General features: G+C 63.2%; 22 protein-coding genes and 1 tRNA gene. 12 read left to right on the top strand and 11 right to left on the bottom strand.

What is annotated here, in order from left to right; genetic code table 11:
* The first annotated feature begins 143 nt into the window (after nucleotides 1-143).
* The 4 genes from sdhC to FEJ81_RS12155 are packed head-to-tail and all read left to right on the top strand — an operon-like array spanning nucleotide 144 to nucleotide 3,652.
* On the top strand, nucleotides 144-572 hold the full coding sequence (gene sdhC / locus FEJ81_RS12140; RefSeq protein ID WP_138245537.1) for a succinate dehydrogenase, cytochrome b556 subunit: 429 nt from the start codon (nucleotides 144-146) through the stop codon (nucleotides 570-572).
* Nucleotides 572-937: a succinate dehydrogenase hydrophobic membrane anchor subunit gene (locus tag FEJ81_RS12145; RefSeq protein WP_138245538.1), complete on the top strand. Its 366-nt coding sequence runs from the start codon at nucleotides 572-574 to the stop codon at nucleotides 935-937. Before sdhC ends, FEJ81_RS12145 begins: the two co-directional genes overlap by 1 nt.
* Nucleotide 938: 1 nt before the next feature.
* Nucleotides 939-1,811 (top strand): succinate dehydrogenase/fumarate reductase iron-sulfur subunit, encoded by an 873-nt coding sequence (locus tag FEJ81_RS12150; protein ID WP_138245539.1) that lies wholly within the window; start codon nucleotides 939-941, stop codon nucleotides 1,809-1,811.
* Nucleotides 1,812-1,813: 2 nt separating this feature from the next.
* Complete coding sequence (locus FEJ81_RS12155; protein WP_138245540.1) at nucleotides 1,814-3,652, top strand: FAD-binding protein; 1,839 nt, start codon at nucleotides 1,814-1,816, stop codon at nucleotides 3,650-3,652.
* A 149-nt stretch (nucleotides 3,653-3,801) separates the two neighbouring features.
* On the opposite strand, the gene FEJ81_RS12160 is transcribed toward FEJ81_RS12155, so the two are convergent.
* Complete coding sequence (locus FEJ81_RS12160) at nucleotides 3,802-3,996, bottom strand: XapX domain-containing protein (protein WP_138245541.1); 195 nt, start codon at nucleotides 3,994-3,996, stop codon at nucleotides 3,802-3,804.
* 265 nt (nucleotides 3,997-4,261) lie between these two features.
* On the opposite strand from FEJ81_RS12160, the gene FEJ81_RS12165 reads away from it, so the two are divergent.
* A complete protein-coding gene (locus tag FEJ81_RS12165) occupies nucleotides 4,262-4,486 on the top strand; it encodes a helix-turn-helix domain-containing protein (RefSeq protein ID WP_138245542.1) in 225 nt (74 codons plus the stop codon).
* 260 nt (nucleotides 4,487-4,746) lie between these two features.
* Here FEJ81_RS12165 and FEJ81_RS12170 read toward each other — a convergent pair whose 3' ends face one another.
* Both FEJ81_RS12170 and FEJ81_RS12175 read right to left on the bottom strand, forming a co-directional pair.
* Complete coding sequence (locus FEJ81_RS12170; protein WP_138245543.1) at nucleotides 4,747-5,562, bottom strand: HD domain-containing protein; 816 nt, start codon at nucleotides 5,560-5,562, stop codon at nucleotides 4,747-4,749.
* 61 nt (nucleotides 5,563-5,623) lie between these two features.
* Complete coding sequence (locus FEJ81_RS12175; protein WP_138245544.1) at nucleotides 5,624-6,103, bottom strand: redoxin domain-containing protein; 480 nt, start codon at nucleotides 6,101-6,103, stop codon at nucleotides 5,624-5,626.
* A 294-nt stretch (nucleotides 6,104-6,397) separates the two neighbouring features.
* On the opposite strand from FEJ81_RS12175, the gene tatA reads away from it, so the two are divergent.
* Both tatA and FEJ81_RS12185 read left to right on the top strand, forming a co-directional pair.
* Nucleotides 6,398-6,715 (top strand): twin-arginine translocase TatA/TatE family subunit, encoded by a 318-nt coding sequence (tatA, locus tag FEJ81_RS12180; RefSeq protein ID WP_138245545.1) that lies wholly within the window; start codon nucleotides 6,398-6,400, stop codon nucleotides 6,713-6,715.
* Between the two features lie 15 nt (nucleotides 6,716-6,730).
* Nucleotides 6,731-6,803 (top strand) — tRNA-Arg (locus tag FEJ81_RS12185).
* Nucleotides 6,804-7,113: 310 nt separating this feature from the next.
* Here FEJ81_RS12185 and FEJ81_RS12190 read toward each other — a convergent pair.
* From FEJ81_RS12190 to FEJ81_RS12225, 8 genes are all read right to left on the bottom strand, one after another.
* Complete coding sequence (locus tag FEJ81_RS12190; RefSeq protein ID WP_138245546.1) at nucleotides 7,114-8,403, bottom strand: acyl-CoA dehydrogenase family protein; 1,290 nt, start codon at nucleotides 8,401-8,403, stop codon at nucleotides 7,114-7,116.
* Nucleotides 8,404-8,563: 160 nt separating this feature from the next.
* Nucleotides 8,564-9,331 carry an SDR family NAD(P)-dependent oxidoreductase gene (locus FEJ81_RS12195; protein WP_138245547.1) on the bottom strand — a complete coding sequence of 256 codons (768 nt, stop codon included), beginning with the start codon at nucleotides 9,329-9,331 and terminating at the stop codon, nucleotides 8,564-8,566.
* On the bottom strand, nucleotides 9,328-10,953 hold the full coding sequence (locus FEJ81_RS12200) for a long-chain fatty acid--CoA ligase (RefSeq protein ID WP_138245548.1): 1,626 nt from the start codon (nucleotides 10,951-10,953) through the stop codon (nucleotides 9,328-9,330). Before FEJ81_RS12200 ends, FEJ81_RS12195 begins: the two co-directional genes overlap by 4 nt.
* Before the next feature lies 1 nt (nucleotide 10,954).
* Entirely contained in the window at nucleotides 10,955-11,671 is a 717-nt protein-coding gene (locus FEJ81_RS12205) for an ABC transporter ATP-binding protein (protein ID WP_138245549.1), read from the bottom strand.
* The gene (locus FEJ81_RS12210) at nucleotides 11,668-12,435 is read right to left on the bottom strand and encodes an ABC transporter ATP-binding protein (protein WP_138245550.1); all 768 of its coding nucleotides are present in this window, start codon (nucleotides 12,433-12,435) and stop codon (nucleotides 11,668-11,670) included. Before FEJ81_RS12210 ends, FEJ81_RS12205 begins: the two co-directional genes overlap by 4 nt.
* Complete coding sequence (locus tag FEJ81_RS12215) at nucleotides 12,432-13,619, bottom strand: branched-chain amino acid ABC transporter permease (RefSeq protein ID WP_138245551.1); 1,188 nt, start codon at nucleotides 13,617-13,619, stop codon at nucleotides 12,432-12,434. Before FEJ81_RS12215 ends, FEJ81_RS12210 begins: the two co-directional genes overlap by 4 nt.
* Nucleotides 13,616-14,509: a branched-chain amino acid ABC transporter permease gene (locus FEJ81_RS12220; RefSeq protein WP_138245552.1), complete on the bottom strand. Its 894-nt coding sequence runs from the start codon at nucleotides 14,507-14,509 to the stop codon at nucleotides 13,616-13,618. Before FEJ81_RS12220 ends, FEJ81_RS12215 begins: the two co-directional genes overlap by 4 nt.
* 21 nt (nucleotides 14,510-14,530) lie before the next feature.
* Entirely contained in the window at nucleotides 14,531-15,802 is a 1,272-nt protein-coding gene (locus tag FEJ81_RS12225; RefSeq protein ID WP_138245553.1) for an ABC transporter substrate-binding protein, read from the bottom strand.
* A gap of 380 nt (nucleotides 15,803-16,182) precedes the next feature.
* On the opposite strand from FEJ81_RS12225, the gene FEJ81_RS12230 reads away from it, so the two are divergent.
* The 5 genes from FEJ81_RS12230 to FEJ81_RS12250 are packed head-to-tail and all read left to right on the top strand — an operon-like array spanning nucleotide 16,183 to nucleotide 23,910.
* Nucleotides 16,183-20,223 (top strand): ATPase, T2SS/T4P/T4SS family, encoded by a 4,041-nt coding sequence (locus tag FEJ81_RS12230; protein ID WP_138245554.1) that lies wholly within the window; start codon nucleotides 16,183-16,185, stop codon nucleotides 20,221-20,223.
* The gene (locus tag FEJ81_RS12235) at nucleotides 20,220-22,292 is read left to right on the top strand and encodes a type II secretion system F family protein (RefSeq protein ID WP_138245555.1); all 2,073 of its coding nucleotides are present in this window, start codon (nucleotides 20,220-20,222) and stop codon (nucleotides 22,290-22,292) included. The genes FEJ81_RS12230 and FEJ81_RS12235 overlap by 4 nt, the downstream gene beginning before the upstream one ends.
* A gap of 1 nt (nucleotide 22,293) precedes the next feature.
* Nucleotides 22,294-22,824, top strand: coding sequence for a DUF7287 family protein (locus tag FEJ81_RS12240; protein ID WP_138245556.1), 531 nt, complete (start codon nucleotides 22,294-22,296; stop codon nucleotides 22,822-22,824).
* A 1-nt stretch (nucleotide 22,825) separates the two neighbouring features.
* On the top strand, nucleotides 22,826-23,464 hold the full coding sequence (locus FEJ81_RS12245; RefSeq protein WP_138245557.1) for a DUF7288 family protein: 639 nt from the start codon (nucleotides 22,826-22,828) through the stop codon (nucleotides 23,462-23,464).
* Nucleotides 23,458-23,910 carry a hypothetical protein gene (locus tag FEJ81_RS12250; RefSeq protein ID WP_138245558.1) on the top strand — a complete coding sequence of 151 codons (453 nt, stop codon included), beginning with the start codon at nucleotides 23,458-23,460 and terminating at the stop codon, nucleotides 23,908-23,910. The genes FEJ81_RS12245 and FEJ81_RS12250 overlap by 7 nt, the downstream gene beginning before the upstream one ends.
* The last annotated feature ends 1 nt before the right edge of the window (nucleotide 23,911 follow it).

Raw genomic sequence — 23,911 nt, forward strand, 5'->3', positions numbered from 1 at the left:
GTCGGGTACCGGGTCCCGAACTGATTCGGGAATCCGTGGCAAAAGACCGTTTCGTTCTGAAAATAATTGTATGCACGGAAGTTGGGGCAGGAGAGATAAAAGTAACTTCTATACCCCCACGGTCAAACGGTCCACATGAGCGCATGAGTCAGTCTTACAATCGCGGTCTCATCGAGGACTTCGGTCGCTGGAAGGAGTTCTCGGCCGGCATGTGGGCGTGGATCTTCCACAAGTTCACCGGATGGGTCTTGATCGGCTACCTGTTCACCCATATCGCCGTGCTGAGCACGTCTATCGGTGCTGCGAGTGAGAGTCAACAAGTCATCGAAGCACAGAACGATATTTACACCACGACGCTGCAGGGACTCGAGGGGCTGTTCCTCATCCGACTGCTCGAGGTGGGCCTGCTCGCGGTGGCCGTCTTCCACATCCTGAACGGCCTCCGCCTGCTGATGGTCGATCTCGGCGTCGGACTTGAGGCACAGGACAAGAGTTTCTACGCCTCGCTGGTGCTGACGGGTGCGATCACCGTCGCCAGCGTCCCGACCTTCCTGACGGGGGTGGGGATCTGATGGCGGAACGATACTCCTCCTTCACCCCCGGCGGAACCGGCTGGTTCCTCCAACGAGTCACGGCGGCGTTTCTCGTCGTGGTTCTCGCCTTCCACTTCTTCCTCTTACACTTCGTCAACCACGCGTACGAGGTAACCTTCATGGGCACTCAGGCCCGAATGGAGAACATCGGGTACTTCCTGACGATGGTCCTGTTCCTGATTACTGCCACGTTCCACGGCGTCAACGGCGTCTACAACGCGCTGGTCAATCAGGGCCTCGAAGGAACCCAAAAGAAGGTCGTGCTGGCAGTGCTGGTCATCGCGAGTCTCGCCCTCGTCGCACAGGGCACCTACGTCGCACTCACGATGCGAGGGATGATCTGATATGAGTACGCAACAAGCCGAACCCGAAACGCAGGAAGCACCGGAAGACCCGGAGATGAAAGGCGCGGAGTCGCCGGCCGCCGAAGAGCGGAAAGGCGGCGGCATGGTCGACGAACACGCCGAAAAGAAGGCCGAACTCGAGGGCGAGACGGTCCACCTCAAGGTGTTCCGCTACGACCCCGAAGTCGAGGGCAAGCAGGAACCCCGCTTCGACGACTTCCACGTCCCCTTCGAGAAGGGGATGACGGTCCTCGACTCGGTCATGTACGCCCGCGACGAGTACGACTCGTCGCTGACGTTCCGCCACTCCTGTCGACAGGCTGTCTGTGGCTCCGACGCCTTCTTCGTCAACGGCAAGCAGCGACTGGGCTGTAAGACCCAGATCTCGGAACTCGAGCAGCCCGTTCGCATCGAGCCCCTGCCCCATCAGGAGGTCGTCAAGGATCTGGTCGTCGACATGGACCACTTCTACGACCAGATGCATACGGTCGAGCCGTACTTCCAGGACGAGGACACGCCCCCGGTCGACGACCTCGAGGAACAGCGCCAGAGTCCGGAAAACCGCGAGAAGATCAAGATGTCCTCGCGGTGTATCTGGTGTGGCGCGTGTATGTCCTCGTGTAACATCGCGGCCGGCGACAACGAGTACCTGGGTCCGGCGGCGATCAACAAGGCCTACAAGTTCGCCATGGACGACCGCGAGGGCGAGGAGATCAAGGAGCACCGACTCCGCATTCTCGAGCAGGAACACGGCGTCTGGCGGTGCCAGACCCAGTTCTCCTGTACCGAGGTGTGTCCGAAGGACATTCCGCTCACCGAGCACATTCAGGAGCTCAAGCGGGAAGCAGTCAAGAAGAACCTGAAGTTCTGGTAATCATGTACGAACACGACGTTATCGTGGTCGGCGCCGGCGGCGCCGGCCTCCGGGCCGCGATCGCAGCGCACGAAGCGGGAGCCGACGTGGCGATGGTCTCGAAACTCCACCCCGTCCGCAGCCACACCGGCGCGGCGGAAGGCGGCATCAACGCCGCCCTGCAGGAGGGCGACGACTGGGAACTCCACGCCTACGACACGATGAAGGGCTCGGACTACCTCGGCGACGCCCCGGCGGTCGAGACCCTCGCACAGGACGCCCCCGAGGAGACCATCAATCTCGAGCACTGGGGGATGCCGTTCTCCCGCGAGGAGGACGGTCGGGTCTCCCAGCGTCCGTTCGGCGGACTCTCGTACCCGCGGACCACCTACGCCGGAGCCGAGACGGGCCACCACCTGCTGCACACGATGTACGAGCAGGTCGTCAAACGAGGCATTCAGGTCTACGACGAGTGGTACGTGATGGACCTCGCGACCACCGACGAGTCGGACCCGAACGACCGCGAGTGCCACGGCGTCGTCGCATACGACGTCCAGTCCGGCAACATCGAGGGATTCAAGGCCAATCAGGGCGTCGTTCTCGCGACCGGTGGCCCCGGGCAGGCCTTCGATCACACCACCAATGCCGTCTCCTGTACCGGCGACGGCCACGCGATGGCCTACCGTGCGGGCGCGCCGATTGAGGACATGGAATTCATTCAGTTCCACCCGACGTCGCTACCCTCGACCGGCGTCCTCATTTCCGAGGGCGTCCGGGGCGAAGGCGGCATCCTCTACAACAACGAGGGCGAGCGGTTCATGTTCGAGCACGGCTACGCGAACAACTCCGGCGAACTCGCCTCGCGGGACGTCGTCGCCCGCGCCGAACTCACCGAGGTCAACGAAGGGCGAGGCGTCGAAGACGAGTACGTTCACCTCGACATGCGCCACCTCGGCGAAGAGCGCATCATGGACCGCCTCGAGAACATCCTCCACCTCGCGGAGGACTTCGAGGGCGTCGACGGCCTCGTCGAGCCGATGCCGGTCAAGCCCGGCCAACACTACGCGATGGGCGGCATCGAGGTCGACGAGAACGGCCAGACCTGCGTCAACGGCCTCTATGCCGCCGGCGAGTGCGCCTGCGTCTCCGTCCACGGCGGCAACCGCCTCGGCGGGAACGCCCTGCCGGAACTGATCGTCTTCGGCAAGCGCGCCGGCCGCCACGCCGCCGGCGACGACCTCGGCGAACCCGAGATCCGGACCGGCTACGGCGACGACGTCGAGGACGAGACCGAGACCGAACTGCCGGTTCAGCCCGGCGAAGCGGGACTCGACACGACCGGCGGCGTCGCCGCTGACGGTGGCGTCACCGCCGACGCCGAGGGGATCCTCGAGCGAACGGTCGAAACCGCCCGCGACCGCGTCGACACCCTGATGGACAAGGAAGACGGCGTCCAGCACGCCGAGATCCGCGCCAAGCTCCAGAAGGCCATGACCGACTACGTCAACGTCTTCCGCACTGAGGAGGGCGTCAAGAAGGCACTCGAGATCATCCGTGAGTGCCGACAGGAGTACCAGGACGTCTACGTCGACGACCCCTCGAAGACGTTCAACACGGATCTCCAGCAGACGATCGAGACGCGGAACCTGATCGACGTGGCCGAGACGATCGCGCTCGGCGCGCTCGTGCGCAACGAGTTCCGCGGCGCTCACTGGCGACAGGAGAACCAGATCCGCGACGACGAGAACTGGCTCAAACACACGCTCATCTCGTGGGACGACGGCGAACCCTCGATCTTCTACCGGCCGGTCATCCTCGAGGGGCAGAACAAGACCTACGAGCCGAAAGAACGCAGCTACTGAGCGCACTCCGCAGTCACAGCGGATTTTTCATCGAGCGGATCGTCCGACGGACAATTCGACCGTTTTAGTCACACGAAATTCCCCAGCAGAGACGTGTGCTCTCGTCGATACTCGAGTCGTCCTGAACCCCACACTGAGCCTCGTTTCCGCTATACGCCGAGTATCTCGAGGAGGTCAACGCCGATGTCGAGGTACTCGATCAGCCTGTAGCCGATGTAGATCCCGATGATACCCACGATTCCGGGGAGTTCCGGCGGGGCGGGGATCGGGACGTTGAGAAACCGGAACAGTGCGCCGGTCAGCAATCCGGTTAGGAGCGCGAGGAGAGTAAGTAGCGTCGACATTGGATTAATACTCGCGAGTGAGCCCACAAAAACGGTCCGCCCGGATTCACCGGCCGCAGTTCCGATGTGAACGAGTCTCACGAATCAGTGGTACGACGATCGACTATATCCGAAATCCGCTACTCGAGCAACTGACTCGTCTCTTCGGAGCATATTCGACGATCGACGCATTCCGTATCGACAGCAATGACGACCGTCTCACCACCCTGTTTTCGACGATCGTTGTAGATGACGTTTATTATCGTCGAAATACAGAGGTTCGTGTATGAACCAAACAGCGACGACGGACCTCGACGTGTCGATCCCGACCGATCTCGATTCCGCTCGCGCGAAGTTGGTGTACCTGTATCTGGCCGCCAGCGACGGCGCGACCGCCGACGACCTCTGTGACGACCTCGCGGTCACGAAGGGGACGATCCTCTCGATCACCGGAACGCTTCGGGACCGGGGCTATCTCGAGCGGCAGGACGGACGGTACGAACTCGCCTGAGGGGAGATCGACTAACCTGAATGGCCGGGAGCGAGTTCCGAGCACTGCGAGGAACTCGTAACCCGGGGGAGGGCAGGCAGGTACCCGAAACCCGCCGCGAGCGCCGAAGGCGCTCGCGGGCCGACGACTGATGTGGAGCGAGAGAATCGAGCGGAACGGAAGGAGGAGTGCTTTTGATCGAAATTTTACCGAGGGACAGCACGCTCCCGACAAGAAATTTGTCGGGAGCGTGCCAGACCGCAGCGTAAAATTTCGTTGCTCTAGAGCTCGATCCGCTCGACCAACTGCTCGCGGTTCTCGTTCGTGTTGAGCGCGACGATCCGGATCTGGTCCTCGAGGCCGGAGTCCTCGAGTTTGGCCTTGAGTAGGTTGTCGACCTGATAGACACCGGCGGCGTTGGTCATCGCGATTTCGACCATGACGGGCGTGGTGTCGCCCCGCTGGAGCGAGACGCTGCTGATGGCCTGACTCGAGAGGGTGTTGATGCCCCGGCCGCCGTGCTCGTAGGGGATGCGCGAACGGCCGCGTTCCATGTCGAGGGCGTCGGAGACGCGGATGACGCCGGCTTCGGTGGTCAACGGCGTCTCGGCGGTGTGGTGACAGAGGATCGCGTGCAGGACCTCGCCTTTCATCCGGACCGTCTCGGCGATGTCGTAGAACTCGGGGAGGATCCGGTCGAGGATGTCCGCCGCCAGCGGGATCGAGTAGTAGGCGTGGCTGTCGCGGTGGACGACGTGGCCGACATCGTGCAGCGTCGCTGCCAGCGCGACGATGACCGATTCGTCCTCCTCGGCCAGTCCCTGCTGGCGCGCGCCGTTGAAGTCGACCTCACCGGCCTTGAGCAGGTCGTAGAGACACAGCGCCCGGTTGCGGACGATCTCGATGTGTTTCGTTCCGTGGTCGTTGTACCGCATCCGGTCGACCGCGTTGACGTTTTGGGCCTCGAGATACGTCGTGATCTCCTCGTCGTCGTCGATGAACTCGAGGACCGAGTTCAGTTTCTCGTCGGGAAAGTTGTGATCGTCGTCTGGAGTATAGACGCGGCGGGAGTCCTCGTCGACAGCGGGGTCGCTCATACCGGTACGTCGGTTGCGGACTAAAAAAGCCCTGCGACGGTCGTGACTGCGTGATGCGACGTTACGACAGGTCGTCGACCGCGGCCTCGACCTCGTCGTAGTCGGGTTCGACGCCGGGGTCGTCGCTGACCCACGAGTAGGCGATGTTGCCGTCGCCGTCGACGACGAACACGGAGCGCTTGGCGACGCCGTGGACGCCCAGATCGGCGAAGTCCATCGGGATCCCGTAGTCGTCGATGATATCCTTGTTGTAGTCGCTAATGAGGCCGAACTCGAGGCCGTTCTGCTCGCGGAACTCGTTGAGCGTAAACGGCGAGTCGCGGCTGACGCCGTAGACGGTGGCGTCGAGGTCATTGAACGCGGCGAGTCGGTCCTGGAACGTACACATCTCGGTGGTACAGACACCGGTAAAGGCGCCGGGGAAGAACGCGAGGACGATCGGTGCCTCGTCCTCGAGGCGCTCGGAGAGCGTGAACTCCTCGATGTCGCCGTTTGCGAGCGGTGCGGTGAAGTCGGGTGCGGCGTCTCCAGTTGTTACCATCGTCGGAGTATTGTGTACAAGCCGGAAAGATAGTTTCGTTCGCGGACCAGTTACCCGGGTGTTGGGAGAACTGGTTGCTATCGGTCCGACCGTCCAGGTTCTCACCCGAGACTGGACCGAGAGAACGGTGATCGGTCCTCCGTCACCCGCGTTTCTGTGACCGACCGTGATGCGGCCGCTGATCGATGCGGTCAAAATCTCCTATTGTCGTCTTCAAACGGACTGTCGCGGCTTTTTGGTTACCTAAGTGGTCCAAAAAGGTTATAATTGACAGCGGGTAAGCCACGCATAGAGATGGTAGCCGAAATTGCACCGCTGTTCATCCCCGGCGGCATGGGGCCTCCGGAACTCGCCATCATTCTCATCATTGCAATCTTGCTCTTCGGAGCCAACAAGATTCCGAAGCTGGCACGATCGACCGGTGAGGCGATGGGTGAGTTCCAGAAGGGGCGCGAGAAGGTCGAAACGGAACTCGAGGAAATGCGCGAAACCGGCGAATACGAGGGCGACGCGAGCGATGCCGACCTCGAGGAAGACGAGGAGTTCGTCGACACGGAACCCGTCACCACCGACGAGGAGACCGAGACGGAACCCGAAACGGAAACCAACTAAATTCTTTTCGCGCCGGGGCGTGTGGCCTAGCGGATAGGGCAGGAGGTTCCTAACCTTCTGATCGTGGGTTCGAATCCCGCCACGCCCGTCCTGCGACGAACGGACGTGAGGAGCGGACGGGCACGGGATTCGAATGAGAGAACGGCGAGCGAAGCGAGCCGTTCGCGTGGTTCGAATCCCGTCACGCCAGCCGGATACGGCCCTCGAGCCGACCCCATTTGGAACCGGCCGACCAGCGGTGTGTCACACCCCATGACCCGGCTCAAGGACCGACTCTCGAGGTGACCGACACCCGATGTGCCGGCCCGTGACCGCGGTCACCGTTCCTAGACGATCGTGCCACTCGAGCGGCCGAAACCGGGGACGCGGCCGGCGAAACCGGGATCGGCGACGGACCGTCAGTGGTCCGTGCTTCGCTCCCGGTTCGGATCGCCGAAGCGGGTGAGCGGTTCGAGTTCCTCCGTGGGAACGTCCTCGAAGGCTGCGCGGGCGATGACCCGCCGGTGGACCTCGTCGGCCCCGTCGACGATGCGGAACTGGCGGACCGATTCGTAGAAGTCCGAGAGCGGGAGATCCTTGCCGATGCCGTTGGCACCGCAACACTGCACCGCGAGGTCGATCGCGTCCTGCGTGGCGTTTGCGGTGTAGACCTTACACATCGAGACGGGGACGCGGGCGTCGTCGCCGGCGGCGATCCGATCGGCGGCGTCGCGGATGCCGGTTCGGGCCATGTGGAGTTTCGTTTCGGCGTCGGCGATCCGGTGGCGAAGCGATTGCTTGTCCGAGAGTGTCGAGTCGAATCCCTGTCGTTCGCTCACGTAGGCCTTCGCGATGTCGAGCGAGCGCTGGGCCATCCCCGAGTATCGCATACAGTGGGTCAGGCGGGCGGGGCCGAGTCGCTCTTGGGCGTGGGTAAAGCCCTGATTCAGTTCGCCGAGCAGGTGTTCGTCGGGCACGCGGACGGTCTCGTAGCGAATTTCGGCGTGCGACGCGCCCCGGTTGCCGCCGCCCATGTGGGGTACGTCGCGGATGACCTCGACGCCGTCGGCGTCGGCCGGAACGAGAAAGAGCGAACAGCCCTCGTAGGGGTGGGCCTCGGGATCGGTTCGAGCGAGCACGATCAGGATATCGGCCTCGACGCCCTGTGTCGTCCACCACTTGTGGCCGTCGATGACCCACTCGTCGCCGTCTTTCTCCGCGGCGATGCCGCTCCGTTCCGAGGCGCCCTGCGCCTCGCGTTTCTCGGCGGTCGTCTGGATCATCTTCGGATCCGACCCCGCCCCCTGCATCGGCTCGGTCATCGAGAAGCCCGACGTGATCTCGCCCGCGACCAGCGGCTCGAGGTAGGCCTCTTTCTGCAACTCGTCGCCGGCCAACTCGAGGAGGTGCATGTTCCCTTCGTCGGGGGCGTCGACGCGCATCGCGACCTGTCCGAGCAGGCTGCGACCGGCCTCCTCGAAGGCCGGCAGCGAATCGCGGAAGGAAAGCCCCATCCCGCCGTACTCCTCGGGAATCTGTGGGGCGTAGACGTCGTACTCGCGGGCGGCTTCACGAAGTTCCGTGATGGTGCCACTCGAGACGGCCATCCCGCCGGCCCGCTCGCGTTCGATCGGGAGGACGACCTCCTCCAGCAAGTCGTTCGCACGCTCGGCGACCTCGCGCGCTCGGTCGCTGTCGTTGTAGTGCATAGCGGGTGTAGCCCGGACCGGCGGCTAAGCGTTGGGAGAACCCCCACGCGGTCACAACTATCCCGTCATTTTTCATGATGGACTGCTCGGACCGAACCTGATCGGTTCGGATCGGGAGAAAGCGGTGGTCGCGAACGGGCAATCGACTGAAACCCGGTCCCTATCGGGCCGTCCAGCCGCCGTCGGCCGCGAGCACCGAGCCGGTCACGTAACTCGAGGCCTCGCTCGCGAGGAAGACGACCGGACCAGCGATCTCTTCGGGGTCGGCGAACCGATCCAGCGGCGTGCGATCGATGATCGACTGGCGCAGTCGCTCGTTGTCCTCGAGGTCCTCGGTGAGGTCCGTCGAGACGTATCCCGGTGCGACGGCGTTGACCCGGACCTCGGGGGCCCAGTCGAGGGACATGCTCTTGGTGAGTCCGACGAGTCCGTGCTTCGAGGCGACGTAGGGGTGCTGGCGCGGTAGGCCGACCAGCCCGCCGACACTGGCGACGTTGACGACCGAGCCGCCGTCGCTCTCGAGGAGGTGGTCAGCCGCGGTGCGGGTGACCTCGTACGCGCCGTTCAGATTGACATCCAGCACGCGGTCGAGGCCCTCTGTCTCGACGTCTTCCGGCCGGCCGAGCGCGTCGTCGGGGTTGAATCCGGCGTTGTTGACGACGATGTCGACGCCGCCGAACTCCTCGACGGTTCGGTCGATAACCGCGCCCACGTCGTCCGAGTCCGTCACGTCCGCGGGCACGGCGAGTGCGTCGCCGCCCGCGTCCTCGATGTCGGCGGCGACGGCCTCGATTTCGTCCGTCGAGCGGGCGCTCGGGACCACCGCGGCTCCCGCGTTCGCCAGTTCGACGGCGATCGCGCGGCCGATGCCGCGGCCGCCGCCCGTTACCACCGCGACTCGCCCCTCGAGATCGAACAGGTCGCTCATCGATCCTCCGTTTCGTCGTCGCCCACGTCAAGCTTTTCGCGCAGGCCCTGCTTGTCGAACTTCCCGGTCGCCGTCTTGGGGATCCGCTCGACGACGCGGATCTCGTCGGGGAGCCACCAGTCGGGTTGCTCGAGGGTCTCCCGCAGGTGGTCCTGCAGTTCCGCCTCGTCGGGGTCGGTATCCTCGGCGGTGACGACGGTCGCGAGCGGCCGTTCCTGCCACTTCTCGTGGGGGACGCCGATCACCGCCGATTCGACCACGTCCGGGTTGGCCATCAGGGCGTTCTCGAGTGCGATCGAAGAGATCCACTCGCCGCCGCTCTTGATGACGTCTTTCGCGCGGTCGACGACCTCGATGTAGCCGTCCTCGTCGACGGAGACGATGTCGCCGGTCTTGAGCCACTGGCCCTCGAAGTCCGCCTCGTTGGCGTCGGGACGGTTGTAGTACTCCGTGATCACCGTCGGCCCGCGGACCCACAGTTCGCCGGCCGACTCGCCGTCCCACGGGACTTCCTCGCCCGCGTCGTTGACCACGCGCATCTCGAGGCCGGGCGAGAGCAGCCCCTGTTTCCGCCGTTTCTCGTACTTCCGGCTCGGGTCCCAGTCGGCCATGCGGGACTTCGGTCGGGAGACCGAGCCGATGCTCATCGTCTCGGTCATCCCCCAGGCGTGCTCGACGGTGACGTCGAACTCCTCGTCGTAGCGGCGCATCATCTCCTCGGGCGCGGCGCTGCCACCGACGACGATCCGATCGAGCGAGGAGAGGTCGCCGCCGTGTTCGTCGACGTGCTCGAGCAGGTCGATCCAGACCGTCGGGACGCCGGCGGTCATGGTGACGCCCTCGCGCTCGATCAACTCGAGTAGGTCGGCCGCGCTCGGCGAGGGACCGGGGTAGACCTGCGTCGCGCCGGCCATCGTCGCGGCGTAGGGGAACTCCCAGGAGTTGACGTGGAACATCGGCACGACGGGCATGACCACGTCGCTCTCCTCGATACCGAGGCCGGCGGGAGTCATTACCATCATGGCGTGGGCGTAGATCATCTTGTGCGTGTACTCGACGCCCTTCGGCCGCCCCGTCGTCCCCGAGGTGTAGCACATCCCGGCGGGGTACTCCTCCTCGAGGCTCGGCATGTCGGCCTCGTCGATGGGGTCGTATTCGTCGAGCAGGTCCTCGTAGGCGACGGCGTCGACCTCGGTGTCGGGAACGGTCTCGCCCATCACGACCACCTCGTCGACAGCCAGCTCGTCCCACAGCCGCTCGATCGTCGCGAACGGTTCGCCCGGATCGACGAACAGGATGTCGTCGCCCGCGTCCTCGACGATGTAGACGATGTCGTCGTCGCCGAGTTGGACGTTGATCGTGTGCAACTGCGCGCCCGACAGCGGCGCGGCGTAGTAGGTCTCGAGGTGGCGGTGGTGGTTCCAGCCGAACGTGCCGATCCGATTGCCGTGACCGAAGCCGCGGTCCTCGAGCGCCGCGAGCAGGGACCGGACCCGGTCGCCGAACTCGCCGTAGGACGTATCAACGATGCCGTCGTGGGTCCGGGAGATCAACCGGGTCTCCGGAAAGAGGTTCGTTGGCCGCCAGAAGAACGGCCGGATCGTCAGGTCGGTGCCGGTCATCTCAGGCCACCTCCTCCGGCGAGACGGCCAGATACTTCTCGAGCAGGTCGTCGCGCTCCCGGATTTCCTCGATGGAGCCCTCGAACACGATCGAGCCGGTGTCGATGACGTAGCCCCGCGTCGCGAGTTCGAACGCGAAGGTGACGTTCTGCTCGGAGAGCAAGACGGTGACGTCCTCCTCGACGACGGCCTGCAGCATCTCCTGGAGGTCGTCGACGATGACCGGCGCGAGCCCCTCGGTCGGCTCGTCGAGCAACAGCGTCGACGGCCGCTGGACCAGCGCGCGGGCGACCGAGAGCATCTGCTGTTCGCCGCCGCTCAGGTTCTGGCCGTTGTTCGTCCGCAGATCGTCGAGGATCGGGAACAGTTCGTACATCTCTTCGACCGGCCGCGGATCGGCCGCGAGCTTGTGTGCGAGGACGATGTTCTCGTGGACCGTCAGCGTCGGGAACACCCGGCGGTCCTCCGGGACCAGATTGATCCCGAGGTCGTTGATCTCGTCGGGCGATTTGTCCACGATCTCCTCGCCGCGGTATCTGATGCTGCCGCGCCGGGGCGGGGTGACGCCCATGATCGAGCGCATCGTCGTCGTCTTCCCGGCTCCGTTGCGGCCGAGCAGTGCGACGACCTCTCCCTCCGCCAGATCCAGTGAAACGTCGTGCAGGACGTGGCTGTTGCCGTAGTAGGTGTCGATGTCGTCGATGTCGAGAACGGTCATACGGTCTCACTTCCGAGGTAGGCTTCGGTCACTCGTTCGTCGCTCAGTACCGTTTGGGGCTCGCCGTCGGCCAGCACCGCGCCCTCGGCGAGCACGACGATCCGATCGGAGATGTCGGTCACGACATCCATGTCGTGTTCGGTGACGATGAACGTCGCCTCGATGTCCCGGTTCAGTTCCCGAATGAGCGAGACGATCTCCTCCGTCTCGGTCGGGTTCATCCCCGCGGTCGGCTCGTCTAACAGGAACACCGACGGCTCGATCGCCAGCGCCAGCGCGATCTCGACGTTGCGCTTCTCGCCGTGACTCAGTTCGTCACACGGCGTCTCCGCGATGGGCGTGAGGTTTGTGAGCTCGAGCAGCTCGTCGATGTCCTGATTAAGCTCCTCGTCGCTGTCCGGGCGCGAGCGCATGTCGAACGTCCGTCCCTCGTGGGCGATCCGTGCGACCTGCAGGTTCTCGCGCACGGTCAGCCCCTCGAAGATATTCGTTATCTGGTAGGACCTCGAGAGGCCGCTGCGGGCGACCTCGTGGGGCGGCGCGTCGGTGATCTCGCGCATCTCGCCGTCCTTGCGGAGCCAGATCTCGCCGCTGGTCGGTTCTAACACACCGGTCAGCAGGTTGTAGAAGGTCGTCTTACCGGCCCCGTTGGGGCCGATGATGCTGGTGACGTCCTCGTCGTCGAACGCGAGCGAGACGTCGTCGGTGGCGATCAGGTCGCCGAACTGCTTGCGGAGGTCCTCGGTTCGGAGCACCGTGGTCATCGGTCGACACCTCCGTCATCGCGGCCGGTCGATGTGAGCCGTGCCATCGCGCGTCTGAACGTCGCGCCGATCGATTCGCGAACGAACGCCGCGGCGGCACCGACGCCGTCACGCTGGTACGCCGCGTGGACGTCGAGGAGCCAGTCCCGGCCCATGAACAGCCCGCCGGCGGCCCCCTGCTTGAAGTAGAGGACGACGACGATGAGCATGATCCCGAAGAACAGCTGCCACTGGTCCTCGAGCGCCGGGAACCGGCTGATTCCCCAGCGGACGTAGAGGTAGATGAACGCGCCGACGATCGGGCCGACGAAAAAGGTCGCACCGCCGATGACCGTCGCGACGACCGGGATCGCGCTCGTCGACCAGTGTGACATATTCGGCGTCGCGACGCTCGCGAAGCCGGCGATCAACACGCCGGCGACCCCGACGAACAGCGCCGAGACGACGAAGGTCATCCACCGGTGGACCGTCACGTTGACGCCGAGGGCGGCCGCTCGGTCCGGGCTCTCTCGGAGCGCCTTACAGATCGTCCCGAACGGCGAGTTGACGATCCGCCAGACGGCGTAGATCGACGCGACGACGACTGCCGCCGTCAGGTAGTAGTAGAGCCGCCGGTCGCCGAGTCTGAACTCCGTGCCGCCGACCTCGACGAACCCGAGGACCACGAAGATGCCGTCGGTCCCGTTCGTGAGGCCGTAGGGGTTCTGCTCCAGCAGCACGAAAAACAGCATCCCGAACGCGAGGGTGATCAGCGCGAAGTAGATCTCCTCGAGGCGGACGCTGAGGTAGCCGACCGGAATCGCGAGGACGAGCACCAGCAAGAGCCCGACCAGACCGCCGACGACGAGCGTCGCCAGCGGCGCGAGCCCGGTGCCGACGACGTCGGCGATCGGCTGCTGGTAATCTCGCATCACGATCGCGAGTCCGTACGCGCCGCCCGCGTAGAACATCGCGTGGCCGAACGAGAGCAGTCCGGTGTAGCCGTACAGCAGGTTGAACGCGACGGCGAACAGGGCGATGATCAGGAACTCCGTGAACAGGAACACCTGAAACGGCGGGGCGAACGAGACCAACAGCAGGCCGAGCAGGCTTAGCAGGACGAACCGCTCTCTGGTCCAGCCGCTGACCGCCTGCCGGCCGAAGGTCCCGATCCGATCGACGACGCCGTCGTTTTGGGTGCTCATTCGCCGATCCCTCCGAAGAGTCCCTCGGGTTTGAACAGCAACACGACGACCATCGCGGCGAAGGGAACCGCCATGTTACCGGACCCGAGGAACTGGGTCGCGAAGCTCTGCATCATCCCGACGACCATCGCCCCGACGAACGCGCCGGACAGCGAGCCGAGCCCGCCGATGACGACGATGATGAACGCGTCGATGATGACCTGATCGCCGAGGGCCGGACTGATCGACTGGATCGGTGCCGCGAGGGCACCCCCGAGGCCGGCGAGGAAACTCCCCGCGAAGAACACCGCGGTGTACAGCCGCGGGACGTCGACGCCGAGCATCGACGCCATCTCTCGGTCGGAGGACGTTCCCCGGACGAGCGAGCCGAAGTAGGTCTTCGTGATGAACAGCCACAGGCCGATCATCACGGCGACCGCCGCGACGATCACGAACAGTCGGTACGCGCGGAACTGGCTTCCGGCGATCTGTACCGTAAAGTCGAGAATCGCGGGCGCGTCCGTTCGGTAGGACTGGGACCCCCAGCGGTACCGAACCGCCTCGTGAATGACGAGGACGAAGCCGAACGTGACGATCAACTGGTCGAGGTCGCTCTCGAGGCGCTCGTACAGGGGCCGGATCGTCGCGACCTCGATCGCCGCACCGACGACGCCGACGGCGAGCGCGCCGAGGAGGACGGCGAGCCAGAAGTTGTCGACCACGTTCGTCGCGACGCTCAGCGCGAAGTACGCGCCGAGCATGTAGAATGCGCCGTGGGCGAAGTTGAGCACCCCGAGGACGCCGAATATCAGGCTCAGTCCGACGGCGATGAGGAACAACCGGCTCCCGAGACTGAGGCCGACGACGACGTCCGAGAGGCCGACGAGCGGAAATACGTTTATCGGGTACATGTCAATAATGGTTCTGTCGGGTTATACGCCCGTGGGCAGGTCCGAGTCGCCGAGCGCGTCTTCGATCTCCTCGGGAGAGGCCTCGTACCGCTCGACCGGCTCTAACCTGTTGCTTCCCCACTCGTCGGAGTAGCTGACTTCGCCCCAGATGGACGCGACCGTCGCCTGATTGGTCTCCTCGTTGAACTCGTACTCTCCGACGGGACCCGTGTGCTGCATACCGGAGAACGTCTCGATGAGATCGTCGGCGTCGGTGCCGCCGGCCTCTTCGATCGCCTGCCTGTACAGGTACAGCGCCCGGTAGGCACCCTCCGCGTTGTACGTCGGTAGCGTGTCGTACTCCTCGACGTAGGTCTCGCGGAACGTCTGGTTCTCCTCGGTGTCGGGAACGAACGGATCGTACCGCGTCGAGGCGTGTGTCCCCTCCGGAATCGGATCCCCGTCGGCCGGCAGATCCGTCCCCATGCCGACGCTGACCAGCGTGTGATCGATCTGGTCGAACCAGCCGGAACCCTCGGCCTGCCCGAGGAACGTCGTCAGGTCCGCCCCCCACAGCGGCGTGATCACGCCGTCCGGCTCCGCGTCGAGAATCGAGCTAATGTACGGCGAGAAGTCGTTCGTCTCGAGCGGCGAGAACTGCTCGGCGACGAACTCGACGTCGTTGCCCATGCCCTCGTTGAAGGCGCGGAAGTAGTCCCACGTCTCCTCGCCGAACGCGTAGTCGGGGCCGAGCGTCGCCCACTCGGTCCCGTCGAGTTCCGAGACGACGCGTGCAGCGCCGTACATGTCGTGCGTGACCGTGTTGGAACACCGGAACACGTAGTCGTTCCCGACCGAGTTCTCGTGTTCGCCTTCCGGCGAGGTCAGGAACGGCGTCGCCGCGTGCGTGACCATCAGCGGAATCCGGTTCTGGGCGACCTGCGGTGCGATCGCCTGTGCGACGCCGCTGCTGTCCAGCCCGAACAGCCCGTCGACGTTTTCTTCCTCGATCAGGCTCGTCATCTGTCGGTTCGCCGTCTGGGCGTCGCCTTCCGTATCCCGGACGATCACCTCGACGTCCTCCCCGTCGATCCCGCCGTCGTCGTTGATCTCGTCGACCGCGAGTTCGAATCCTCGCTCGGCCTCCTCCCCGTACAGCGAGGCGAACCCGGATCGGATGTACATCGCACCCAGTGTGACGCCGCTGTCGCCCCCGCCGCCGAGACAGCCAGCAACCGATGCGAGACCGGCTCCGACCGTCGCCGTCTTCAGGAACGTTCGTCGATCATACCTCGTGAGATTCCGTTGTTTCATGTTACCTCCCACCTCGTGTGTAGTGTTATTATCTTCCACAGACAACCACGTCCACAAGTGGGAAATAAGTGTATATAAACATGATGTATATATTCAGATAAAAACTGGTATGAGTTACTCGAGTTCGGTCGAGATATCCCGCTCCCGTCCTTCCGTTGTAGCCACTAGTGATTGGTAATCCGACACACCCATTCTGATGTTATATAACCGAGCACGAGCAGTCACCGGCCGCTCGAATTCGTCCGTCATTCGGTTATTATAATATAACTTATATATTTACGAAAACTGCTGGAAACGATACGAAACCGCCGGACGTAGGATTATCAGAAATGGTAATGGGCGGATGAATTTTTTGAGGGGTGAGCGTTCGTGTAGACGCAATGGCTATTGACGAGGCCGACCAATCGGATGCCGGGGACTTTTCTGAGGGGGAGGCATCCGACTCTGCGTCGGAAGACGAGCGGTCTCATGGGGCTGACCCGATATCGAACTCGGCCGTCAGCGTCGGCGAGTACACGTGGGAAGAGTTCATGGACGAGTACGGGTACGGCGACGAGATTTCCGAGCTGTATCCGGACGACGCCGAACTGAACGCAACGGACGATCAACTCGGACTCGATACCGACGAGACCGTCGGCTCGAGGGTCCCGAGCGGGGACGACTGGAATCAGGTCGAGTTCGATCCGGAATCGTATCTCGGACACCATCCGGACGATCTCGCGGACCGCGTCCTGCCCACCGCCGGCGACGACGCCGCCACGCTCTGGGATATCTTCTGTGAGTACGTCGATCCGGAAACGACGCCGGTCGTCAAGGACACCTGGACCTGGGAACACTACAAGTGGGAGTACTACTACGACGAGGACGGCAGTCGCCCGCGCGACGGTGACGGCGAGATCGTCCGTCACGACGAGAAGGAGGCGCTGGGTTTCGATCCGGACACGTTAGAGGCGCGTCTCGCGGCCGGTAACGACGCCGCGCTGGAACTCGACGATATCGTCGAGGAACGGACGGTCAACGTCCAAGCGGACATCGAGGAAGACGAGTTCTTCTCGACGGCCGCGGGCAACACCACCGTCTCCAATCGCTACGACCTCGAGAAGGCCGTTCCCTTCGAGAAGAAGACTCACTTCCGGGAAGTCGAGCGCTACTGGGTGAACAAACCCTACGCCTACGTCGTCATCTTCCACTCGGAGAAGGAAAACGAGAAGAAGTACTACATGATCGAGCCCTACCGGAACGAGATCGAGATCGAACTCCAAGAGTTCCTCTCGGGCAAACTCCGGAAGGCGATCAAGTACTCCGAGGACGGCATCAAGGAGCAGTCGAGCGAGGACGGCCGCCGGACGGTCATCGAGGACGAGACCCGGCGACTGCTGAAGCGGTACGACCTCTTCGAGGCGACCTCCGGCGAGACCGCCGAGGGAATCCTCGAGACGCTCCGTGGACTTCTCGACGACGACGAAACAGAGGCCGAGAACGCGGGTCCGAGTCAACTCGAGGGAATCGAAGTACGTCCCGAGCCGGCGATCCTCGCCGACGACCCGGACACCCTGAGCGAGTATCAGGTCGAGAAGTTGCTCTACCTGCTCAAACGGGACTTCATCGGCTACGAGCGCATCGACGGGATCAAACACGACATCAACGTCGAGGACATCTCCGTCGACGGCTACAACTCGCCGGTGTTCGTCTACCACTCCGAGTACGAGCAGATCATCTCGAACATCTACCACGGCGAGGACGAACTCGACGACTTCGTCGTCAAACTCGCCCAGCGATCGGGCAAGGGGATCAGCAAGCGGCTTCCACAGGTCGACGCGACCCTGCCCGACGGCTCGCGCGCCCAGCTCACGCTCGGCGAGGAAGTGTCCGACCACGGGACCAACTACACGATCCGGCAGTTCAAGGACGTCCCCTTTACCCCGATCGACCTCATCAACTGGAACACCTTCTCGCTCGACGAGATGGCTTTCCTCTGGCTCGCCATCGAGAACCACAAGAGCCTGATCTTCGCCGGTGGTACCGCATCCGGGAAGACGACCTCGCTGAACGCCGTCTCCCTCTTTATCCCCTCGAGCGCCAAGATCGTCTCGATCGAGGACACCCGTGAGGTCGAACTCCCCCAGCGAAACTGGATCGCCAGCGTCACCCGACCGTCGTTTTCCGACGACGAGCAGGGCGACGTCGACGAGTTCGACCTGCTCGAGGCCGCGCTTCGCCAGCGGCCCGACTACATCGTGATGGGCGAGATCCGTGGCGAGGAGGGACGGACGCTCTTCCAGGTCATGTCGACCGGTCACACCACCTACACCACCTTCCACGCCGACTCCGTCGACGAGGTTCTCAAGCGGTTCACGACGGACCCGATCAACGTCTCGAAGACGATGTTCACGGCGCTGGATCTGGTCTCGATCCAGACCCAGACACGGGTCCAGGGGCGGAAGGTCCGCCGGAACAAGTCCCTGACCGAGATCAACCACTACGAGGCCGAACACGACGAGATCAACGTTCAGGACGTCTACCAGTGGCAGGCCGAAACCGACGAGTACCTCAAGATGGGGGACTCGAACACCTTAGAAGAGATCCAGTTCGACCGCGGGTGGAGCAACGAAAAGCTCGAGGAGGAACTGTTCAAGCGGGAGATCATCCTCGCCTACCTCATCAAGAACGAGCTGAACACGTACGCGCAGGTCGCCGCGACGGTCCAAGCGTTCATCAACGACCCCGATACGATCCTCACGCTCATCGCGAACGGCCAACTCGAGGACAGCCTCGAGGACCTCCGCGAGATGGAGAGCGTGCTGATCGACGTCGATCCCGAAAAAGAGGAACTCGTGCCCCGGCCCGAGTCGACCAGCGAGACGTACAACCTCTCGATGGACATCCTAGAGCGGGCCGAGGAATCGGTCTTCGAGGAGTTCCGCGGCGAGGTGCCAAGCGGTCTCGCGAGCGCGCTCGGCGAGGTCGAGACGGAGAGTACGATCGACGTCGACTCCGCCGACAGCGAGGAGTTCGAGTTCGGCGGCGATGTCGATGACACCGTCGACGAGAGCGCGTGGGAGTTGGGCGACAGTTCGACCGAGTTCGCGATCGAGGGCGACGACGGCGGGGACGAGCCGGCGTGGCTGAGCGAAGACACCGGATTCGATGTCGAAGCTAGTGACGGCGCAACCGCAGACGCGCCTGCCGCCGCTGAGAGCGCCGCGTCCGCCGACGAGACGGCCACCACCGACGCCGGTTCCGAAACGGCGTCGAACACAGCCGCCGAGACGGCGACCGCCGGCGATACGAGCAGTCCCGGTGGTTCGACCGCCTCGAGTAGCGAAACGGGAGACGACTCGGCCACAGGCGCTGAAACAGCAGCCGCGGATACGGGGGCGGAGCTACCGGCCCGTCTGGAGACGGAATCCGAACCGAGTCGATCGACCGCGGCGGGTTCGACGGCAGAACCGGCCGATACCGGCGCGGACGGAACTATGGGCTCGAGTTCGGATGGGTCGGACGGGTCGGATGATTCGACGGTTCTCCCGCACGAAGATGCCGAAGACGGGGATCTCGGCGGGTTGTTCGATGACATGGGCGGGACGATCGACGAAATCGACGGCCCCGACTCGGAAGGGGCAGCCGCGACCGGCGATTCGACGGCATCCCCTCGACCGGACACCTCCGGATTCGACTCGATGTTCCCGGAAGACAATCTCGATTCGATCTTCGATCCGGAATCGGCAGACGAGACATCTGCGGATGATTTCAGCGAGCAGTTCGAGTCCGCCGACTCGGCCTCGGAGATGACCGCTGAGACCGATGCGCCGTCGACGGACACACCGAGCGACTCGACGACGGAACCGACTGCTGAGAGCGCATCCGACACCGAGTCGAAGCCGTCCACCGACGACGCAGCGACTCCCGACGACGCGAACGCAACGGCCTCGAGCGACGAGCCGGAGCCACCGACGATCGATATCGACGACAGTACTGCGGACCCGCCGGACGGTTCAGCCGACGATAGCGAACCGATAGCCGGAACGGAACCGGAATCGGGTTCGGACAATGCAGCCGATGACGAGCCGGCTGCGGGAACGACCCCCGCTTCTCGAGACCGGCCGAGCGCCGGACGCGAGCCGAACGCCGGCGACGAACCGCCGGTCGAGGACCCGTCACCGAGCGACGAGTCGACGGCCGAGGCTCCACGCTCGCAGGACGGAGCTGACGACGGAGACGGCGACTCGATATTCGGCGGCGGATCGGAATCCATCTTCACCGACGACGACGCGGACGACGCCGACGACGACGGCTCGCTGTTCGACGGCGGCGACTCGAGCGACGAGTCGATTTTCAAAGGCGGCGACGACGAGGAGTCGACGGAGAACAACGGCGGTATCTTCGGCGCTGAGGATAGCGACGAGGACAGCGACTCATGAGCCTGCAGACCGACGACAGTGGCGGCTCGGGCATGTCGGCCAGTTCCGACGCGCTCGGCGATCGGTTCTACCCCCTCTACGATCGACTGTTCGGCGAGGATAGCGAGTTCGTCGGCGACGTCGAGACGAAACTGGCCCAGGCCCGGATGACGGATACGGTCGAACTCTACCTCTCACGGGCGCTCGGGATCGGCTTTATCAGCGGGCTCAGTCTCTGGCTGATCGGCCTACTGCTCGGCTACGGCATCTTCGCCATCGGCCTCCTCTCGAACGAGGCGCTCATCGGCATCCCGGTCGGCCACGGGCTCTTCCTCGACATCATCGAGATGCTTCGCGTCCCGGCCGTCGTCTTCGTTACCGGGCTGGTATTCGGGTCGATCGGCTTTGCGATCGGGTTCGGATCGATGGTCGCGATCCCCTACTCGCGCGCCTCGACCCGCAAGCGCGAGATCAACATGCTCCTGACCGACTCGGTCTCGTTCATGTACGCCCTGTCGGTCGGGGGGTTGAACCAACTCGAGATCATCGAGGCGATGGCTGAGGCCGACGACACCTACGGTGAGGTCGCAAACGAGTTCCAGAGCATCGTCAAGGAGACCGAATACTTCGACATCGACTACCGAACTGCGATCCGAAAGCAGGCGCTGGAAACGCCGAGCGACGACCTCTCGCAGTTCCTGACCGACATGCTCTCGATCGTCAACAGCGGTGGCGACATGGAGAGCTTCCTGCAGGACAAGAAAGAAAAGCACATGCGAACCGCAAAGCAGGAACAGGAACTCACCCTCGAGACGCTCGAGTTGTTCGGCGAGATGTACATGACGCTGTCCCTGTTCCCGCTGCTTCTGATCATCATCATGGTCGTCATGAAGATGATTCCGGACGCGACCGTGACGGACAACATGCTCTACATGGTCGTCTACGGACTCATTCCGATGATCGGCGTCGCTTTCATCGTGCTCGTCTCGACGGTCAAACACGACGAGCCCGGTGACGGCTTCCTCTCGATGGGAGATACCGATCAGCGGACCGAAACGGGGCAGGACGACGGGCTGTTGAGCCTCGGACTCGTCGAGCAGTTCACCGGCGAGCACAGCGTCTTCGACCGGATCAAGAACCGCGAGGGGACCTACGAGACGATGGAAGTCCTGCGCAAGCCCCATCTCTTCTTCCGCGACAATCCGTTGATCACCCTCGCGCTAACTGTCCCCCTGACACTGGTCATCGTCGTCACGGCCGTAGTCAACGGCGCAGCGCCGCTGTCGTGGGCGGAACTCCTCGACAAACCGATCTGGGGGACGTTCCTCTACATCTACCTGCCGCTGTATATCACCGCGATCCCCCTCGCGATCTTCCGGGAATGGAACGTTCGTCACCGGAATTCCGTCGTCAACAAACTCTCCGAGGACCTCCGCAAACTCTCGAGTTCGAACGACACCGGACTGACGCTACTCGAGTCATTCAAGGCCGTCTCCGATACCACGAACGGCAAACTGGCCCGCGAGTTCGAGATGATGCACACGAAGGTCAACTACGGGATGAGCCTCAAGGAGGCGCTCATCGAGTTCAACAACAAGTACCACATTCCGCGACTCGCTCGGACGACGCGTCTGATTACCGAAGCACAGGAGGCGTCGAACCAGATTTCGGACGTGCTCCGAACGGCTGCGACCGCGAGCGAGAACCACGACGATATCGAGCGCGAGCGGAAATCCCGAACGCGGATGCAGATCGTGATCATCATCATGACGTTCATGACGGTACTCGCGGTGATTGCGATCCTCAAAACGCAGTTCATCGATACGATGGCCGGCCTCAACGCCGGCGGGAGCGGTGCCGAGGCCGGTGGATCCAGTGCCGGTGGCGGGGGCGCAACGAGCGGGGCGAACCTCAGCGAGAACATCGACGTCGACATGCTCTCGGTGTTGTTCTTCCACGCGGTGACCTTACAGGCGATCATCTCGGGATTCATCTGCGGCTACATCCGAGATGCCGACCTGCTGAGCGGGTTGAAATACGCGGTCGGACTGTCGTCGATCGCACTCATCGGCTGGATGCTGGTGGCCTAATATGAGTCGCAAACGAACACGCAGGGGAGGAAAATCCCGGCGGCCGCGGACGATCTCGATCTCGCTGGATCGGCGGGGCCAGACTACGCAGGATTTCGCCATCGGTATCGGCGTCTTCCTGCTAGCGATCGCCTTCGTCTTCTCGTTTCTCCCGACGGTCGTGACGCCATTCGACTCGTCGATCAGTGGCGCGGAGACGGCACAAGCCGACCGGATTGCGGACCGAATCGTCCACAACACGTCGACTGGATCGGGGAACGAAATCGATCCGACGGCATTCAACACGACGTATGCAAACGGGGATTTGACCGAGAATCTCAGCCTTCGCTCGAGCAATGGACATCAAATCGATAACGTGAATATCAGTATCGAGACGTTCGGTGACAGTGCCACGATCGATGAGCAGGCAAACCGGACATCCGGTGACGTGTACGACGAGCAGGCGGCAGCCAGTTCGGCACGTATCGTCACGATCAAAGACGGGTCCGGGAACTGCGACCCCGCCTGTCGACTCGTCGTGAGGGTGTGGTAATATGCGTGGAACCGACGACCGAACCGATACGGACCGCGGACAGGCCTACACCCTCGAGGGATTCATCAGCGCGCTGATCGTGTTGATGGCCGTCCTGTTCGCGCTGCAGTCGGCCGTGATCACGCCGACGACGGGTGGATTATCCGACCGGACGGTCCAGGCCCAGATTCAACAGGAGGCACAGGACGCGCTGATCGTCTCAAATCAGGACGGGAACCTCTCCGAGGTGACCCGAAACTGGGACCGAGAGGGCGGCTTCGAGAACGCGGAGCAGCCGCCGGCACCCGAGGAAGAGAATCAGACCTACTCGGTGAACCAGTTCGCGAACGAATCTACGCTGGGACACGTCCTCAAAGAACGGTTCAGTGAAAACGGCTGGAGTTATAACGTCGAGTTGCACCCGGAAGAGGGCGGGAAGCGAACGTTCGTCTATCAGGGCAGTCCCCCCTCGAGTGCGTTGACCGCGAGTTACACCGTCACGCTATACGACAACCAGACGGTAACCTCCGACTCGAACACCGACGAACTCCGGGACGCTGCCGAGGACGGAAACAATTACGAGATGATCCCACGGAAATATACAGATGACGATGAAACGCCGCTCTACAACGTCGTAGAGGTGCGGGTGATACTATGGTAACCCGACGACGCGAGCGCGCACAGGTGATCCTCATCGGCGCGGTTTCGCTCGCGTTCATCATTCTAGGCATCGTCGTCGTTTTCAACGGCGTTCTCTATACGGAGACGCTATCCTCCGGCGGGACGAGTCAGAGTGCGAGTGACGCCGACGTAATCGAACACGAGATTGACCAGAGCATCGGGTGTCTGCTCGTAGAGGTGGAAGACCAATCGGGTGCGAGTGACAACAGTACGTTAGAGGATCAGGCAGTAGCCAACATCTCGGCGTTCAATACGGCCTATCAGAACACGACGGCTCACTCGACACCGGCGGCCGTGAATATCAGGGACATCGAAGCGACCGCTAATAGCGATCCAACCTTGGAAAACGTCAATGTAACCGTCGTGTACGACTCGAATTCGCTCAGCCACAGACGAGATCTGACCATCCAACCGAGGTGTCCCTGAC

Source organism: Natrinema versiforme (assembly GCF_005576615.1).
Taxonomy (GTDB): domain Archaea; phylum Halobacteriota; class Halobacteria; order Halobacteriales; family Natrialbaceae; genus Natrinema; species Natrinema versiforme_A.